The following is an 18,009-nucleotide window of genomic DNA, read 5'->3' as shown; positions in this document are numbered from 1 at the left end:
TGGATTTTTAAACTTTTGGGAGTTTCCAGCCGTTATGATAATTAGCTCTTACCAACGCATCTGCCTCAGCATCTTCGAATGATCCAGATTCAGCATTCCAGTACAGTTTTTTTCCGGTTTTATAGGCGATATTCCCCATATGAGCGGTTATTGCGGCAATACTTCCGGTTTCTACGCCGCAGGTGAGTTTTGAACTATCGTTTACTCGAATAGCTGATACAAAATTTTCGGCGTGATTTTCTAACGCATTTTCTTGTGGAGTAATTAGATCTATTCTTTTAGTTTTGGTCACCCATTCATCATTTTTATTTTCTCCTTCAGGAATAACTTCCCAGCCATCACGGTTTACTACTAAGGTGCCGTTATTTCCAATAAAAGCTATACCCTCGGTTCTTCCGTAGTTTCCGCCATCTATACCCGTGGCGTGCTCCCATAAGAGGTTAAAATCTTCAAATTCATAGACGGTTTGGAGATTGTCCGGGGTTTCAGAAGCATCATTAGGATAAGCAAATTTTCCGCCTGAAGCTAAAATTGATTTTGGTGCTTTTGCTCCCATAGCATAAAGTGCGATGTCTATCTCGTGGACGCCCCAATCGGTCATTAAGCCACCGGCGTAATCCCAAAACCATCTAAAATTAAAATGAAATCTATTTTCGTTAAACGGCCTATCTGGCGCGGGGCCTAACCACATCTGGTAATCTACACCATCCGGTGGAGTAGAATTGGGTTTAACCGGAACCGGATTCATCCAACCCTGGTAAGCCCAGCATTTAACTAATCGAATTTGCCCAAGTTCACCCGATTGCACATATTTTATGGCATCGTCATAATGTTTTCCGCTTCGTTGCCATTGGCCAACCTGAACCATTTTATTATACTTCCTGCCTGCATCAAGCATTACGTTACATTCTTCAATACTGTTAGCCAGAGGTTTTTCTACATATACGTGTTTATCAGCCTGCAGGGCATCTACCATATTTAAACAATGCCAATGGTCTGGCGTGCCTATAATTACCGCATCAATATCTTTGTTTTCTAACATTTTACGATAATCTTTATACTGTGTTGGTGCCTTGCCGCTTATTTCTTTTATCTGGGCAGATCTTTCATCTAAAACACGCTGGTCTATATCTGCCAGGGCTATACAATTTATATTAGGTAATTTTAAATGTGCCTGTATATTGGCCCAGCCCATACCTTTGCAACCAATTACCCCAAAATTAACCGTATCATTTGCTGAAAAAATAGAAATAGGATTTGCTAAAAGTGATCCAGATAAACTTAAACCGGCTGTGGCCAATGCCGTTTGTTGCAAAAATTTTCGTCTTGGGAGGTTGCTCATCTTGTTTTTAGTTAAATGGTTTTACACTGATGAATATACTATTTTTTAATTGGCTGGAATCAGGTTTTTAAAGCTGAAAATCTTCTTCAATTTTGTTTATTTAGCAGTTTTGCTCTCTGGTGGGCCTAAATAAGATTCTCCTATTTCTCCTTTTCTAATAATTATTTTCTGAAGCGCAATTCCAGAATCTATAGCCCAAATTTTCAACGTATGATTTCCTTTTTCTTCTAGATTTAATTCTGAAGTTACCCTGGTAATATTATTCCCTACCGAAGTACCCCAATCATCTTTAGTATCCTGATGCAAATTAATAATCTGCGGTTCTTTATCGTCAATAGAATACGCAAATCTTAACCCTCCCTTATTATGAAAATCGAGTGTAGGAGAAAGCAGGAATTCTATTTTCATATTTCCTGTGCTTAAATTATGAAAATCATATGCCAGGTATGGATTATTTTCTGACCATTCTCCGTGGGTTGGGGTTTTAGCAAAAGCAGTCATTGTTGAGCGTGTTTTTCCTAAATTCGGCACTAAAGTCCATCCTTTTTCGTTATTGCCTTTTTCGCTATAATTGGCAGCTTCTATAGCAATATAATTGTTGCTTTCTACAAAACCTTTTATGTTTCCAGGACTGATGTTATGGATTGGAACTTCAATTTTAACTGATTTTCTGCCCTGCTGAATACTAAAATTTCCTGTAGATTTTCCCTTTGGAACTTTGTTCCAATCAATACTAACTGAAATTCTCTTTTGATCTGAAACTGAACCAGATTCTTCTGAAACCTGAATCCATTTATCGTTTTTCTTTACTTTAAAATCGAAAGTTCCTTTTCCTTTATTAAAGATTTCAACATAATATTTTTGATCTGCTACAAAAGTAAATTCTGGCAGTCTTGCCGTTTCATTTGAAGCGGGCCAGGATTCTTTAGAACCTTCAATTGCAACACCCATTTCAGGTTTTTTAGCAACTTCAATGGTTTTAACCTCTGGCATAACCTGTTCTTCGGGTTGTTGCCAGTAAGTATAGCCAATATGATTTTGCGACATCATATGGTTCCATTTGCCATCGGCGATATTGTGATATTCTTCAGTTAATGCTGAATCTATGTTATATAATTCTTTTACTTTTTCAGCATAAGAATTTGCTATAGCACGACCTTGTTCTGCATACAATTGGTTTTTGGCGGTGTCCACATACAATTCATTTAAATTGGCCGATGCTTTTACCGGAAACAAAACCAATTGAAAATAGGCGTCTTTATATTCGGCAGGAAGTCTCTTGTATATTTCTTCTGCTTTTTTAACTAATTTATTATAATCTTTTACTACGTTTTCCGCTTCATTATAATGGATTAAACTATAAGTCTCCGGACTCAGCATTTCAGGTTTTCTGCGACTATTATACTTAGTGTATGTATCTAAGATTTCATCAATTTCCGAAGCATATTCCTCGCCGAATTGCTTTTTGGCCCAATCTTTCGAATAATCTTTAAGATCATTAGCATCTATAGCTTCCGGATCCCAGGCAAAATCTAAAAAGAAACTAATTGGAAATTCCATTGGTTTTAAATCGCCTACGTTTACCACCCATAATTCGGTAGCGTCGTATTGATACGCAAGATTCATTTGTTCCCAAACCCGCTCAATTTGCGTGGTATTTAGCCATTTATAATTCCGCGGCCCACCTACATAATCAAAATGATAGTAAATTCCGTAGCCGCCTTCCCGGGGTTCATCTTCCGGGTCTGGTAATTTTCGTATGTTTCCCCAATTATCATCAGCAAGGAGTAAAGTAACATCATCGGGAACGCGCATTCCCTGGTCGTAATAATCCTGGACTTCTTTATACAAAGCCCAAACCTGCGGGGTTTCACTTGCCGGTTTCCCGGTAACTTCTTCAATAATTTGGCGCTGATCTGCGACAATAGTTTCCAGTAATTCTATAGCGGTGCCCTCGGTCATTGGTTCGTCCCCGTCACCACGCATTCCTATGGTTACGAGATTTTCGTAATTCTGGTTTCTTTCAAAACCGTCTCTCCAAAAGTCGCGTAAACCTTCAGCATTAGTTTGGTAATCCCATTCACCGTTCCCGTAATTTTCGCGATGCGTGCCCCATTCTTTTTGCGCCCTAACCATAGGCTCGTGATGAGATGTTCCCATTACAATCCCATATTTATCGGCTAAGACCGGATTTTTAGGATCGTCTTCATTAAAAGCTTTTCCCCACATGGCAGGCCATAAATAATTTCCTTTTAAACGCAGAATAAGTTTAAAAACCTGTTCATACATTTTGCTATTTATGCCACCAAATTTTTCCCGGGCCCAATTTCCAAGTCCAGGTTCTTCATCATTTATAAAAATTCCGCGGTATTTAACTTTTGGGGTTCCCGATGTATAGCTTCCTGGTTTTACATATAATTGCTCTACTTTTTTAACCGGAACATCTGCCCACCAGTGCCACGGAGAAACTCCCATTTTTTCTGAAAGATCATACATTCCAAAAATAGTTCCTCGTTTATCGCTGCCAGCAATTACCAAAGCTTTTTCTACTCCCGGCGATGGATTTTTAACCACTTCAATTAAGAAGTTTTCCCATTTTCCTTCTATTTCAGAAACGTCCAACTTAGCGCTGGTAATTAACTCATCAATCAATTTACTTTTTCCAATAGTTCCAATAATTACCGGGTACTTTCCATTGATTTCTTCTGAATAAATTTCAGGCTCATTGCCGGTTACTTTTTTGAAATCTGTTTGTAGATCTTCAGCAACTAAATGAACTCCCTCGTGATCTTCTGAGTCTAAAAATAGCCTTACAGAATTTAATGGAAAAGCCTTTTCAACCTTCTCAAAACTTACATAATCCTTTTGCGCAAAAGCAATTTGGAGAAAGCCGAAACAAAGAAAAAGAGAGCAAACTTTTTGCAAATTGATAATTGATGGTTTTGGCATTTTTAAGGAGTTTTGGTTTCGGGTTGGGTTTCAAATTCAACCACTTTTTCGTATGCTTTTTTACGTTCAAAATTTTCATCGAATAAAAGCGGATAATTCTTTCGTCCCGCAACAGGGTAGGTGTCTAGCCACGAATATCTGTCTGAAATATTCCAGAAAGTCACCCCGGTAATTACGTCTTTGTAATCTCTAAAAACCCTAAAAAACATATCGTAAACTTCAATTTGTTTTTGTTCCAGTTCTGGAGTAAATTCATCTGATTCACCTTCTTTAAGTTCGCGGCGTTCCTTTTCCCAGGGATAAAGTGAAACATCAAGTTCGGTAATTTGAATTTCCAGGCCTAATGCTGAATACAAATCTAGGGCTTCTCTTAATTCTTCTTCTGAAGGTCCGTGAATAGACCAGTGAGCCTGAATTCCCACACCATCAATTGGAGCATTATTTTCCTGGAGATATTTTAATAATTCAATAATCCGGTCTCTTTTTTCAGGAATAATCGCATTGTAATCATTATAAAATAGCTTCACATTTGGATCTGCTTCGTGAGCATATTCAAAGGCTTTTACCAGGAAATCTTTTCCAGCAATTTTAAGCCATTCTGATTCTCGATATACTTTCGTAGAATCATCTGCCACGGCTTCGTTTACAACATCCCAGGCATAAATAATATCTGAATAACGCGGAACAACCGAATCTATATGATTTTTCATTCGTTTTAACAGCTCTTCTTTATTTACTTTGCCGCCATTTTCGTTTTCAAAAATCCAACCGCCGGTTTGTTGATGCCAAACCAGGGCGTGTCCTCTCATTTTTAAATTGTTTTCTTTTGCAAATTCGGCGAGTAGATCGGCGTCTTCCCAATAGAATTTATCTTTTTCGGGATGAATAGGTCCCATTTTCATCACATTTTCTGGCGTGATACTGTTGTATTCCTTTTTGATCAATTCAGCCGATTTTCCTTTGACAGAATTTGGCGCAACCGCCACACCCATTGGGAAATAGTCTTCATAATAATCTTTAAGTCCCATTTCTGAAGAATCTTCTGTTTGAGCTTTAACTTCTTTTTCTTCAGAATCGGTATTAGATTTGCAAGCGGTAAACGCTGCAGCAATTGCCAGAATAAAAACCGATTTTTTAAATATTTTTAGTGAATTCATAGTTTCTAATGTGTATAAACGTTTGTGTAAATCCTACAAGGTTTATAAAACCTTGTAGGTATGTCTTTTATTAAAACCTACGAGTTATAAAAAACCTCGCAGGATAGATATGTTCTCCGAAAATTCAGTTTTGTAGAAATATGGAAGCTTCATAGTAATTATTTAAATGATTCCTGTAATCCTAATTCGAGTCCGCGCAATTCAGCGAGCCCTTTTAACCTACCTATAAAAGAATAGCCGGCATAATAGTTTTTATTGGCTTCTAAAGTATGCAGGTAGCCGTGGTCTGGACGCATTGGGATACTTTGATTCCTTTTTTGCATTGTTTTTATAATGCGTTTCACCACTTCTAACATTGGAACATCACCATCCAGATGGTTAGATTCCATAAATACTCCGGTTACTTTCTTTTTTACATTTCTGAGGTGTAAAAAATGAATTCTTTCTTCAAATTCATCGTAAATCTCAAGAAGATCGTGAGCAGGATTTGCACCTAAAGACCCGGTGCAATAACAGAGTCCGTTGGATTTACTTTTTACGTTTTCAAAGATAAATTTCAGGTCTTCGTGGTTGCTCACTACACGTGGCAAGCCTAATACCGAAAACGGCGGATCGTCTGGATGAATAGCGAGGTTTACATTGCTTTCTTCAGCTGTTGGGGTAACTTTAGATAGAAATTTAACGAGGTTTTTGCGTAATTTTTCATCGTTAATATGTGAATATGATTCCAGGAGATCTTTAATAATTTCGGCTGTAAAATTTTCGGTACTTCCCGGTAATCCTAAAAGAATACTTTTAAAAAGTTCATCTTTTTCTTCAGAAGAAAGATTGTCACCTACTTTTTTGGCTGCGGTAATTTGCTCTTCGGTATAATCTTTTTCTGCATTTTTTCTTTTCAGTAGAAATAAGTCGAAATAGGCAAATTTTAAAGGATCGAATTTTAAAACTGCAGCACCTTCTTCATTTTCATGAAAATGATCTGTGCGAACCCAATCCAGAATTGGCATAAAATTATAAGCGACAACGCGAATACCGCATTTGCCAATATTTTGAAGGCTTACTTTATAATTTTCTATGTATTCTTTATAGTTTCCCGATTCTTTTTTTATGTCTTCATGCACCGGCAGGCTTTCTATCACGCTCCATTCCAGGCCGTGGCTTTCTATGAGATTTTTTCTTTCCAGAATAGCTTCTTTGGTCCAAATCTCACCTACGGGAATTTCGTGTAAAGCGGTAACTATTCCAGTTATACCGGCCTGTTTTAAATCTTTTAGCGATAGTACATCGTTAGGGCCGTACCATCGCATGGTTTGTTGCATTGCAATCATCCTAAAATCCTATTGAATTTCCACCGTCTACCGGTAGAATTGTTCCTGTAACAAATGATGATTCATTAGTAGCAAAATAGTAAACTGCATCAGCAATATCTGAAGGTTGCCCTAATTTACCCATTGGCGTTCTGGATAAAACCTTATTTTTTCTTTCAGGATCGTTGTTTAAAGCTTTTCGAGACATATTAGTCTCAATAAAACCGGGCGCCACCGCGTTTACACGAATTCCAAATTGCGCTAAATCTACAGCCATAGCACGCGTCATCCCATCAACTGCAGTTTTACTGGCAGAATAAGCAATAACTTTAGGAATACCATATTGGGCAGCCATCGAGCTAATATTGATGATACTACCCGAGTTTTGCTTCTTCATTATTTTTGCCACTTCCCGACTAATTGCGAAAAGTCCCAAAACATTGGTGTGTAAAATATTCTGAAATTCTTCATTGGTTACTTCCAGGAATTCTTTTTTCATATTAATCCCGGCATTATTAACCAGAATATCAATACTTTCGGCTTCCTGCCCAATCTTTTCTATCGCTGCGGGAATTTGATCTAAATTATTAAGATCCAGAATAAAGGGTATGGCATTTTCGCCTAATTCTTTACAGGCCTCTTCGGTCTTTTCTTTATTTCTTCCGTTTACGTAAGTTTTAATTCCTTTTTCACAGAATTTTTTGGCTGTTGCAAAACCTAGTCCAGCGTTTGCTCCCGTTACGATTGCTGTTAATTGTTTGGTCATTTTTATAAATTTTTGTGTTACCAGGAAGGATTTATACCTGGTGCATATGGACGTTCTATTGATTTATAATATTCTAAGTTATGTTCTGGTTCAGGTACTCCGGCAGGTAACTCCATTTCAGAGAATTTCTGAAAATAGCTCAGGCATGCATCTCGCCACCATTTTGCTTCTTTTAACTGAATTTCCAGTAACATGGAGGTTTTTTTAAATTCTGTTTCATTTACATATTGTTCCATTTTTTTCCAGGTAGCCTGCATTTCTTCAACCTGTTCTACACCTTTTTGATAATGTAGAGCCATATTATCCCAAAGCGTTTTACCATTATCCATTTTGTAGTCCCAGGGAAGATGATGAAACCACAGTAAGTATTTTTCAGGCGTGGTTTCAGGATTGCTATATTTTTCTTCAATAGGTTTAGCGTATTGGGCAAGTGCATTACTGCCAAAACTGGTTCTATCAAACCCTATCCCATTTTTATCAGCTTTATGATAATATACGGGGTTCCATTCTGGCCGGCCAAGATCGTCTACCCAGGGCCCCGGACCGTAATGGTGACTGGTGGCCATAATATGGTGTAGTCCCAAAGGTGTCATGTAATTTACTACCGCTTCGCGAGATTCTATTAAGAGATCGGTCATAGGTTTTATAAAGTCTTCTTCATTAGAAAAATTTATTTTTAACCATTCTTCTGCGATATCTTTAGAATCCATATAAGGATCCCAGGCCAATCTCCCAAAGCCATACCAGTTTGCCTGCCCAAAGGGGTGTCCTGTCCAGTTCTTTTCAGTACCAATATTGGCAACCCCAGCTATTCCGGTTAATTTTTTATTTGAATTTGTGCCGTCAATTACTTTGGCTACCGTAGAGTTTTCACCATCGGCATAAGTGTCTTCGTCTAAAACTTCCTCAAACAGTTTTGGAAGAAAAACCAGGTGAGAGCTGAAGCCTAAATATTCCTGAGTTATTTGAAATTCCATCATTAAAGGAGTATCTGGCATTGCCCCAAACATTGGGTGGAATGGTTCTCTAGGTTGAAAATCTATAGCACCATTTTTAACCTGTACCAAAACATTATCTGCAAATTTTCCATCATAAGGAATAAACTGGTCGTAAGCTTGTTTTGCGCGATCGTCAGGATCTTCTTCAGAATAAACAAAGGCTCGCCACATTATGATTCCGTTATGGGGAGCAACCGCTTCGGCCAACATATTGGCGCCGTCTACGTGGGTTCTATTATACTGAAAAGGTCCTGGTTGGCCTTCCGAATCAGCTTTAACTAGAAAACCTCCAAAATCGGGGATTTCAGCATATATTTCATCAGCAATGTTTTTCCACCACTGCTTCACATCTTCATTTAAAGGATCGGCAGTATCAAGATCGCCTAATTCAATTGGGGCAGAAAATCTTGCCGTTAGGTAAACCTGGATTCCGTAAGGTCGAAAAACTTTGGCCAGGGCTTTTACTTTTTCAATATAATGAGGGGTTAGAATTAGCGCGTTAGAATTTACATTGGTCAAGACCGTACCGTTAATTCCTATTGCAGCATTAGCTCGGGCGTAATCTTTATATTCGGGTTTTATAAGTTCGGATAAAAGATGCCAATCCCAAATTGAAAAACCGGCGTACCCACGTTCTACCGTGCGGTCTAAATTATCCCAGTGATTTAAAACACGCTTCTGGATTTCCGGTTTTTCTTCAATTTTTAAATCTGAAATATCATTTTTTTGCTGCATTTCGCGAAGCAAGCCGTAAGTTCCATAAAGAAGCGCTATCTCAGAATTTCCACTTACTACAATAGTCTTTCCATTATTAAGAGAAGTGATTTTATAACCTTCTTCTCCCAGGTTTTCAGTATTGACAATGTTTCTTATTGCCGTTGGCAGTTTACTTTGTATTCCAATAATTAATTTTGAATCATTACTGAGTTTTGAATTTTCAAAAGCAAAACCTTCTCGAGCTAGTTGTAACTCTTCCTTTATAGCCTGAATTGTAGAAGAATTACCAATTAATTCCACATTATTTAGAAAAGGTGCATATTTTTTTTCAACACCAGGATCCTGTATTTCTGTATAATCTAACCAGAGTTCATAACCTTTCTGGGCTTGAATATTGACTGCGAAAAGGCATAAAAAGGCCAGGGAAATAAATTTCTTTAAATTCATTATAATATTATCAAACGATTGTGAGCTGAAAATTAGACAAAAAAAGCTTGCCGACAAAATTTTGTATGCAATCGGTTGTGTTTATGATAAATTTATGTTTAATTTGTTAAGACATTTTTAAGAAAAAATCGTTTATTTAATGATTTATAAACTTTAAACTCATAAAATTATGAATTATAAAGTATTGGGAGCCTTTCTGTTGGTTTTTGTTTTCGGAAATCTGGGGTCAATTAATGCCCAGGAGAAAGGCATGGATTATGGTTTTAGGAACGAGTCATTAAGTGTAGATGAAAGAGTTGTTGATTTAATCAATCGATTGACTTTAGAAGAAAAGGCGATGCAAATGATGCACGATAGCCCGGCAATAGAGAGATTAAGTATCCCTGAATATAATTGGTGGAATGAAGCATTGCACGGAATTGGTCGTTCTGGTGTCGCCACGGTTTTTCCTCAGGCTATTGGGATGGGTGCTACTTTTGATGAAGATTTAATTTTTAAAGTTTCTTCGGCAATTTCAGATGAGGCCCGGGGAAATCATAATACCGCCGTTGAAAATGGATATAGAAGACAATACAGCGGACTAACATTTTGGACTCCGAATATTAATATTTTTCGTGATCCGCGGTGGGGAAGAGGACAGGAAACTTACGGGGAAGATCCTTTTCTTACTGCAAAATTGGGGGTGGCATTCGTAAAAGGCCTGCAGGGAGATGATGATAAATACCTTAAGACGGCAGCTGCAGCAAAACATTATGCGGTGCATAGCGGTCCAGAGAAATTAAGGCACGAATTTAATGCAATAGCCTCACAAAAAGATTTATGGGAAACTTACCTGCCAGCTTTTGAAGCTCTTGTAAATGCTGAGGTAGAGACTATTATGTGCGCTTATAATGCTACTAACGGGGAACCTTGTTGTGCAAATGAATATTTACTTACCGATGTGCTACGGGATAAGTGGGGTTTTAAAGGCCATGTGGTAAGCGATTGCTGGGCATTGGAAGATTTTTATGGAGGTCACAATGTTGTGGGAACTCCTGAAGAAGCTGCGGCTCTCGGCATAAAAAGCGGCGTTAACCTTAACTGTGGTAGCGTTTATCCTTCTTTGGTAGAAGCGGTAAATCAAGGCTTGGTGACCGAAAAAGAAATAGACAAGCAACTTGCCATTTTGATGAAAACCAAGTTTAAACTTGGTCTTTTTGATTCCCCTACAAATAATCCTTATTCTAAACTTTCTGCAAAAGATATTAATACAAGGGAGCACAGGGCATTGGCCAGGGAGACTGCCCAAAAGTCTATCGTGATGCTTAAAAATGATGATGTACTTCCTTTGAAAAATGACCTGACGAAATACTTTATTACCGGGCCAAATGCTACAAGTATTGAGATTTTATTAGGTAATTATCATGGTGTTAATCCTAATTTAGTAACTATTATTGAAGGAATTGCCGGGGCTATAGAACCTCAAAGTCAGTTGCAATACCGGCAGGGGACTTTGTTAGATCGTCCAAATGCTAACCCGCAGGATTGGGCTTCGCCGAATGCTGGAAATAGCGATGCTACTATTGCCGTGTTAGGGATTTCCGGCGTATTAGAAGGTGAAGAAGGGGAGTCTATAGCTTCAGAAACTTTTGGAGATAGGTTGGATTATAATCTTCCTGAAAATCAGCTGGATTATTTACGAAAATTGAATGAAGCTGCCGGCGATAACCCGGTAATTGCTGTAATTACGGGGGGAAGCCCAATGAACCTGGAAGAAGTACACGAACTAGCAGACGCGGTATTAATGGTTTGGTATCCCGGCCAGGAAGGTGGTAATGCGGTTGCAGATATTATTTTTGGAGAGGTTTCTCCATCAGGCAGATTGCCAATTACTTTTCCAAAATCCCTGGACGATTTGCCACCTTACGAAGATTACACGATGAAAGGAAGAACCTATAAATATATGGATGCAGAACCAATGTATCCTTTTGGTTATGGGTTGAGCTATTCAGATTTTGAATTTTCTGATATAAAATTATCTAAAGAAAAAATTCGAAAAGGGCAAAACCTGGAAGCTAGTTTAGAAGTATCTAATGTGGGAGATAGTGAAGCTGAAGAAGTGGTACAACTGTATGTTTCAGATTTAGAAACTTCTGTAGATGCGCCTAAATATCAACTTTACGGAATTAAAAGAGTAAATTTAAAAGCAGGAAGTTCCAAAGAAATAAAATTTGAAATTACCCCAGAGATGATGGAACTTGTAAACCATGATGGGGAAAGTGTAATCGAAAAAGGAGAATTTAAAATTTATATAGGAAGTTCCAGCCCTTCTGCCAGGAGCCTGGAATTAGGTGCAGCCCAGTTTAAAGAAGCCGTTTTTACCCTAAGATAACAACCGAAAAGAGTGAATTAAATGACGAATTTTATTGAAGAAGATTTTCTTCTGGAAAATAGCTTTGCTAAAGAGCTTTACGAGCGCTATGCTAAAGATATGCCTATTATAGATTATCACTGCCATTTGCCAGTTGAAGACATAGCTGAAGACAGGCAATTTAAAAACCTTACTGAAATCTGGATTGCCGGAGATCATTATAAATGGCGTGCTATGCGGGCGCTTGGTATTGAAGAAAAATATATTACGGGAAATAGCAGCGATGAGGAGAAATTTCAGAAATGGGCAGAAACCATTCCTTATACCATGCGAAATCCGCTTTATCATTGGACGCATTTAGAATTGCAACGCTATTTTGGTATTACCGATTTATTGACTGAGAAAAATGCCAAAAAGATCTACAATCAATGTAATTCTTTGCTTGCTACCCAGGCTTATTCTACCAGGAATTTGCTAAAGAAAATGAATGTAAAAGTGGTTTGCACCACAGATGATCCTGCTGATGATTTAAAGCATCATAAAAAGATCGCGGAAGATGGTTTTGAAGTAAAAGTGCTTCCCACTTTTAGGCCAGATGGTTTATTGAATATTGAAAATGATGATTTTGCAGCGTATTTAAAAAGAATAGGAAATCAAACTAAAATAGATATTAAAGATTTTGATTCCCTTATTAAAGCAGTAGCAAGTAGAATAGAATATTTTCATCAACACGGGTGCAGGCTTTCAGACCACGGCTTGGAAAGAATGCTGGCTGAAGATTTTTCTAAGGATGAAATAGATAATTTACTCAAGAAAAAATTAGCAGGAGAAAACCTTACTGTGAAAGAGTCTGATAAATATCAATCCGCTTTATTATTAAAATTAGGTAGTTTGTATGCTGCAAAGAACTGGACCATGCAATTACACCTGGGCCCGGTGCGAGATACCAATTCCAAATTACTCAACCAGATTGGTAAAGATGCAGGAGTAGATAGTATTGGAGATTTAAACCAGGCTAAGCCGCTGGCAAAATTTTTAGATACACTAAATAGAAATGAAGATTTGCCTAAAACCATTCTTTATAACGTGAATCCTTCAGATAATGAAGTGATGGCTACGATGGCCGGGAATTTTATGAGTGATTCCCGGAAGGGAAAAATTCAGCATGGCTCTGCCTGGTGGTTTTTAGATCAAAAAGATGGAATGGAAAAACAGTTGAATTCATTATCAAATATGGGTTTAATTAGCTGTTTTGTCGGAATGTTAACTGATAGTAGAAGTTTCTTATCTGTACCAAGGCACGAATATTTTAGACGCGTTTTATGTAATTTATTCGGAAAGGATATTGAAAACAAAGAACTTCCTGAAGATATAGAATGGATAGGTAAAATAATTCAGGATATATGTTATTACAATGCAGAATCGTATTTTGAATTTCCTGAAATGAACAAAAAGTAATTTATGAAAAAGCTGGTGAGCCTAGGGGAATTATTGATGCGCCTGTCTTGCGAAGATGCGCTAAGGTTTTCGCAGGTAAATAATTTTAAAGTTGTTTACGGCGGGAGTGAGGCAAATGTGCTTATAACTGCAGCAAACTTTGGTTTAAAAACCGAATTTTTAAGTGTCTTACCCGAAAACGATTTAGGGAAATCAGCCATAAATGATTTACGAAATAATAATGTGGGTTTAAATCACATAAAATTTGACGGAAAGCGATTAGGATTATATTTTTTGGAAACCGGGGCTATCAATCGTCCTGGGAAAATAATTTATGACCGGGAAAATTCAGCTTTTTCACAAATAGAACCCGAATGGTTTGATTGGGATGAGATTTTTGAAGATTGTAACTGGTTTCACTGGTCAGGCATTACTCCGGCAATTTCGGCAAAAGCTGCAAAAGTTTGTTTGCATGCAGTTGAGGTGGCCAAAAGTAAGGGGATTAAAATTTCCGGAGATCTTAATTTCCGCGGAAATCTTTGGCAATACGAAGGTGCAAATTCTGAAGGAACCATGACCAAACTAGTGGAACAAAGCGATGTTTTGCTTGCGGGAGCTTATGCCTGTAGTCAGTTTTTCAATATAAAAGATTTTCAGAATAATCACGAACTTTCTAAAGCCTTACAACAAAAATTTCCTTCCTTACAAAGAATCGCCATTACAAATCGTAAAGAATTAAACGCCTCTCATCACAAATGGTCGGCAGATATGTTTACAGGAGCAGAACTATTATCATCTACAGAATATGATATTTATCCAATAGTAGATCGTGTGGGGGCAGGAGATAGTTTTATGGGAGCACTTATTTATGGGCTTCAGCATTTTGAAGATCAAAAAACACTTGATTTTGCCACGGCGGCTTCCTGTTTAAAACATTCTATAGTGGGAGATTTTAATAGGGTAAGTAAAGAAGAAGTATTAGAATTAATTGAGGGTGATGGTTCAGGACGAATTATAAGATGAAATTATGAAACCGGCATGATGCTGGAGGTAATAATGTAGCACATATTGAATTCTTATAAACAAGTGACAATTTTACCCTTTGGGCATAAATTTTAAAAATATGAAAAAAATATCCAGACCAGAAATTGCGATAAAAATGAAAGAATTGGGGCTAGTACCTTTATTCTATCACCAGGACCAGGAATTAGTTAAGCAAGTGCTTAAAGCAGTATATCAAGGAGGAGCACGTTTTTTTGAATTTACACACAGGGGAGAATTTGCTCACGAAGTCTTTGCAAATCTCGTGAAATTTTCAAGAAAAGAATGTCCCGAAATGATTCTTGGCGTAGGTTCTGTAGTAGACGCCAGTACAGCCAGTCTTTATATGAATTTAGGTGCAGAATTCGTAGTGAGCCCGGTAATTAGAGAAGATGTTGCTAAAGTTTGTAACCGTAGAAAAGTGTTATACCTACCCGGTTGCGGTAGTCTAACCGAAATAAGCCAGGCTGAAGAATTAGGCTGCGAAGTAGTAAAATTGTTTCCGGCGGCTGTTTTAGGACCCGGTTTTGTAAAGGCTATAAAAGGCCCGCAACCCTGGACTTCAATTATGCCAAGTGGCGGAGTTAATCTTGAAGAAGAAAATATAACAGCATGGTTTAACGCTGGAGTTACTTGCGTTGGAATGGGGTCAGCACTTATTCCAAAGAATATGGTTGAAAATTCTGATTTTGAATCTATAAAAAACAATGTGGCCAAAGTGCTAAAAATAATTACTGAAATAAGATCTAAATGAGATCAGTTTTCAAACTTTTTATTGTCTTAATTCTTTTTGCTTCCTGTAGCCAGAAAGATGAAGTAAAATCTTTAAAACTTTCCCACGGGTTGAGTCTTGATCATCCTGTTCACCAGGCTTTAGCATTTTTTGCTCAGCGTGTTAAAGAAAAATCTAATGGAGAATTAATAATAGAGGTTTACCCCGGCGGGCAGTTAGGTTCAGAAAGGCAGAGTTTGGAACTTTTGCAACTGGGCGGTTTGGCTATGACCAAAGTGTCATCTGCCGTGATGGAAAATTTTTCCCCTAAACTTCGCGTTTTTGGTTATCCTTATATTTTTAAAGACCGCGAGCATCGTTATAAGCTTTATGATAGCGAGCTTGGAAATGAACTTCTTTTAGACGGCGAGAAATATTGGTTAAGGGGCTTAACCTATTTTGATGCGGGCAGCCGTTCATTTTATACAAAAGACACTCCTATTGAAACTCCGGAAGATTTAAAAGGTTTGAAAATTAGGGTAATGCAAAGTCCTACGGCAATTAATCTTGTGAAAACCCTTGGAGGTTCCCCAACACCGGTTTCCTGGGGAGAACTTTATACTTCACTACAGCAAGGAGTAGTAGAAGGAGCAGAAAATAATTTGCCCAGCTTTTACACGTCAAGACATTACGAAATTTGTAAAAATTTTTCATTAGATGAGCATTCGGCTGTACCCGATATTTTGGTGATAAGTACGCAGATTTATAACAAGCTTTCTTCCGAAGAAAAGAGATGGATCCAGGAAGCTGCTCAGGAAGCTTCAGTAAAGCAAAGGGAATTATGGGAGATTGCCGAAATAGAGGCATTGACGGCAATTAAGAAAGAAGGGGTGAAAGTCACTTACCCTGATAAAGAATTATTCAAAGAAAAAAGTAGCCATATAATTAAAGATTTAGAGAAAACAGAACCTGAATTATATAAAACCATTCAAGAAATTAAAAACTTAGGAAATGAGTAGAAAGCTTAATTGGTTTTTAGAATGGTTGGTTGTTTGCCTGGTAACGGTAATGTTGTTTAGCGTGTTATGGGGTGTTTGTAGTCGTTACCTCCTGGCAGATCAAAGCTCGTGGACAGATGAGCTGGCGCGTTTTATGCTAATTTGGGTTAGCCTTTTTGGGGCTGTTTATATTTCGGGTAGAAATACGCATATCACTATAGATTTACTTCCAAAATCGTTTAGTATCAGGACAAAATTAAAACTCGATCTCCTGGTGCAATTAATAATTATGCTTTTTACCGCTGCAGTTTTTATAATTGGCGGTGGTAGGTATGTGTATGTTTCCTTTAAGCTCGAACAAACTTCTGCAGCTTTAGGTTTACCTATGGGATTTGTATACCTGGTTTTACCTATTTCAGGCCTGATGATAATTTATTTTAAATGGATGCAAATGCGGCAAACCTTGCAGGAATTAAAAGCAAATCGGTAAATGGAAATATTTGTTTTAATATTTAGCTTTATAGTTTTGGTGGGAATTCGCGTTCCCATTGCCTGGAGCATTGGGATAGCTTCGGTACTAACATTGTTATTTAGTGTAGATACTATTCCTGCTTTTACTACTATTTCTCAAAGAGTGGCTACTGGTTTAGATAGTTTTTCCTTACTTGCTATTCCTTTTTTTATACTTGCCGGCCACATTATGAATAGTGGTGGAATAGCCAAAAGATTAATTGAATTTGCAAAATCCCTGGTGGGAGCTTTACCCGGTGGTTTGGCGCACGTAAACATTGTAGCTGCAATGATGTTTGGTGCAATTGCAGGTTCTGCCGGTGCTGCCGCTGCCGCTATAGGTAGTTTTATGTCTGAAAGGATGGAAAAAGAAGGTTATACCAAAGAATATGGTGTTGCTGTAAATGTAACTTCGGCCACCACGGGACTTTTAATTCCACCGAGTAATATTTTTATAATTTATTCTCTTGCCAGTGGTGGGGTGAGTATAGGGGCATTATTTTTAGCCGGTTATCTTCCCGGAATTCTTACTGGTTTAATTTTAATGGCCATTGCTTTAGTTTGGGCAAAAAAGAAAGGTTTCCCTACAGGAAAAAGAAGTTCGTTTAAACATATTCTGCGGTCTTTTTTTGATGCCCTTCCAAGTCTGCTTTTATTAATAATTATTATTGGAGGAATTGTTGGCGGAATTTTTACTGCTACTGAAGCTTCCTCTGTAGCTGTTGTCTATTGCCTCATTCTGGCTTTTCTATACAAAGAATTGAATTTCTCTAAACTTAAAACCGTACTGGTAGAATCAGTAGGGACCATTTCTTTGGTAATGCTGCTTATTGCGATGTCTATTGCAATGTCCTGGGTAATGTCTTACGAAAACATTCCGCAGGAAGTAACTTCAGCTTTATTAGGTTTTAGTGATAATCCTTTTGTAGTGATTATTTTAATAAACCTGATATTATTATTTGTGGGAATTTTTATGGATATGACTCCGGCGGTATTAATTTTCACCCCAATATTTCTTCCGGTTGCAGTAGCTATGGGAATAGATCCGGTACATTTTGGAGTAATAATGATCCTAAATTTATGTATAGGCCTTTGTACGCCGCCAGTAGGTTCCGTTTTATTTATAGGGGTAGGAGTTGCAAATACTACTATTCAAAAAGTGGTAAAACCTTTGCTACCACTTTTTGTGGGAATGTTGATTTCCTTAATATTGGTGATAATTTTCCCGTTTTTGAGCCTTTGGCTTCCTGAATTATTCGGATTCTAATTAAAATCTTT

Annotated in this window: 13 protein-coding genes; 7 read left to right on the top strand and 6 right to left on the bottom strand. The window is 37.7% G+C overall.

Going from position 1 to position 18,009, the window contains the following annotated elements; translation table 11 throughout:
* Positions 1–7: 7 nt before the first annotated feature.
* The 6 genes from B4F31_RS01825 to B4F31_RS01800 all read right to left on the bottom strand — a co-directional run bounded on the left by B4F31_RS01825 (position 8) and on the right by B4F31_RS01800 (position 9,683).
* Positions 8–1,342: a Gfo/Idh/MocA family protein gene (locus B4F31_RS01825; RefSeq protein WP_286760477.1), complete on the bottom strand. Its 1,335-nt coding sequence runs from the start codon at positions 1,340–1,342 to the stop codon at positions 8–10.
* 96 nt (positions 1,343–1,438) lie between these two features.
* Entirely contained in the window at positions 1,439–4,291 is a 2,853-nt protein-coding gene (locus tag B4F31_RS01820; RefSeq protein ID WP_286760476.1) for a glycosyl hydrolase 115 family protein, read from the bottom strand.
* Between the two features lie 2 nt (positions 4,292–4,293).
* The gene (locus B4F31_RS01815) at positions 4,294–5,448 is read right to left on the bottom strand and encodes an endo-1,4-beta-xylanase (protein WP_286760475.1); all 1,155 of its coding nucleotides are present in this window, start codon (positions 5,446–5,448) and stop codon (positions 4,294–4,296) included.
* A gap of 158 nt (positions 5,449–5,606) precedes the next feature.
* On the bottom strand, positions 5,607–6,776 hold the full coding sequence (gene uxuA / locus B4F31_RS01810; protein WP_349675912.1) for a mannonate dehydratase: 1,170 nt from the start codon (positions 6,774–6,776) through the stop codon (positions 5,607–5,609).
* Between the two features lies 1 nt (position 6,777).
* Complete coding sequence (locus B4F31_RS01805) at positions 6,778–7,521, bottom strand: SDR family NAD(P)-dependent oxidoreductase (RefSeq protein WP_208224399.1); 744 nt, start codon at positions 7,519–7,521, stop codon at positions 6,778–6,780.
* A 17-nt stretch (positions 7,522–7,538) separates the two neighbouring features.
* Positions 7,539–9,683, bottom strand: a complete 2,145-nt coding sequence (locus B4F31_RS01800) for an alpha-glucuronidase family glycosyl hydrolase (RefSeq protein WP_286760474.1) — start codon at positions 9,681–9,683, stop codon at positions 7,539–7,541.
* A gap of 169 nt (positions 9,684–9,852) precedes the next feature.
* Between B4F31_RS01800 and B4F31_RS01795 the strand changes: the two genes are divergently transcribed.
* The 7 genes from B4F31_RS01795 (at position 9,853) to B4F31_RS01765 (ending at position 17,998) form a co-directional block, all read left to right on the top strand.
* Positions 9,853–12,054 (top strand): glycoside hydrolase family 3 C-terminal domain-containing protein, encoded by a 2,202-nt coding sequence (locus tag B4F31_RS01795; protein WP_286760473.1) that lies wholly within the window; start codon positions 9,853–9,855, stop codon positions 12,052–12,054.
* A 21-nt stretch (positions 12,055–12,075) separates the two neighbouring features.
* Positions 12,076–13,491 carry a glucuronate isomerase gene (gene uxaC / locus B4F31_RS01790; RefSeq protein ID WP_075325825.1) on the top strand — a complete coding sequence of 472 codons (1,416 nt, stop codon included), beginning with the start codon at positions 12,076–12,078 and terminating at the stop codon, positions 13,489–13,491.
* Positions 13,492–13,494: 3 nt separating this feature from the next.
* Positions 13,495–14,493, top strand: a complete 999-nt coding sequence (locus tag B4F31_RS01785) for a sugar kinase (protein ID WP_075325826.1) — start codon at positions 13,495–13,497, stop codon at positions 14,491–14,493.
* 100 nt (positions 14,494–14,593) lie between these two features.
* On the top strand, positions 14,594–15,265 hold the full coding sequence (locus tag B4F31_RS01780) for a bifunctional 4-hydroxy-2-oxoglutarate aldolase/2-dehydro-3-deoxy-phosphogluconate aldolase (protein WP_075325827.1): 672 nt from the start codon (positions 14,594–14,596) through the stop codon (positions 15,263–15,265).
* On the top strand, positions 15,262–16,242 hold the full coding sequence (locus B4F31_RS01775; RefSeq protein ID WP_075325828.1) for a TRAP transporter substrate-binding protein: 981 nt from the start codon (positions 15,262–15,264) through the stop codon (positions 16,240–16,242). The genes B4F31_RS01780 and B4F31_RS01775 overlap by 4 nt, the downstream gene beginning before the upstream one ends.
* Positions 16,235–16,711: a TRAP transporter small permease gene (locus B4F31_RS01770; protein WP_075325829.1), complete on the top strand. Its 477-nt coding sequence runs from the start codon at positions 16,235–16,237 to the stop codon at positions 16,709–16,711. The genes B4F31_RS01775 and B4F31_RS01770 overlap by 8 nt, the downstream gene beginning before the upstream one ends.
* A complete protein-coding gene (locus tag B4F31_RS01765) occupies positions 16,712–17,998 on the top strand; it encodes a TRAP transporter large permease (RefSeq protein WP_075325830.1) in 1,287 nt (428 codons plus the stop codon).
* Positions 17,999–18,009: the final 11 nt, after the last annotated feature.

The organism is Salegentibacter sp. UBA1130, assembly GCF_002311535.1.
Lineage (GTDB): Bacteria > Bacteroidota > Bacteroidia > Flavobacteriales > Flavobacteriaceae > Salegentibacter > Salegentibacter agarivorans.
Note: the sequence above shows the minus strand (reverse complement) of the source record. Positions and strands in the feature narration are given on the sequence as shown.

Coding starts and splice junctions, on each gene's coding strand:
- B4F31_RS01825 (WP_286760477.1), bottom strand. CDS start 1,342: ATGAGCAACCTCCCAAGACGAAAATTTTTGCAACAAACGGCATTGGCC.
- B4F31_RS01820 (WP_286760476.1), bottom strand. CDS start 4,291: ATGCCAAAACCATCAATTATCAATTTGCAAAAAGTTTGCTCTCTTTTT.
- B4F31_RS01815 (WP_286760475.1), bottom strand. CDS start 5,448: ATGAATTCACTAAAAATATTTAAAAAATCGGTTTTTATTCTGGCAATT.
- uxuA (WP_349675912.1), bottom strand. CDS start 6,776: ATGATTGCAATGCAACAAACCATGCGATGGTACGGCCCTAACGATGTA.
- B4F31_RS01805 (WP_208224399.1), bottom strand. CDS start 7,521: ATGACCAAACAATTAACAGCAATCGTAACGGGAGCAAACGCTGGACTA.
- B4F31_RS01800 (WP_286760474.1), bottom strand. CDS start 9,683: ATGAATTTAAAGAAATTTATTTCCCTGGCCTTTTTATGCCTTTTCGCA.
- B4F31_RS01795 (WP_286760473.1), top strand. CDS start 9,853: ATGAATTATAAAGTATTGGGAGCCTTTCTGTTGGTTTTTGTTTTCGGA.
- uxaC (WP_075325825.1), top strand. CDS start 12,076: ATGACGAATTTTATTGAAGAAGATTTTCTTCTGGAAAATAGCTTTGCT.
- B4F31_RS01785 (WP_075325826.1), top strand. CDS start 13,495: ATGAAAAAGCTGGTGAGCCTAGGGGAATTATTGATGCGCCTGTCTTGC.
- B4F31_RS01780 (WP_075325827.1), top strand. CDS start 14,594: ATGAAAAAAATATCCAGACCAGAAATTGCGATAAAAATGAAAGAATTG.
- B4F31_RS01775 (WP_075325828.1), top strand. CDS start 15,262: ATGAGATCAGTTTTCAAACTTTTTATTGTCTTAATTCTTTTTGCTTCC.
- B4F31_RS01770 (WP_075325829.1), top strand. CDS start 16,235: ATGAGTAGAAAGCTTAATTGGTTTTTAGAATGGTTGGTTGTTTGCCTG.
- B4F31_RS01765 (WP_075325830.1), top strand. CDS start 16,712: ATGGAAATATTTGTTTTAATATTTAGCTTTATAGTTTTGGTGGGAATT.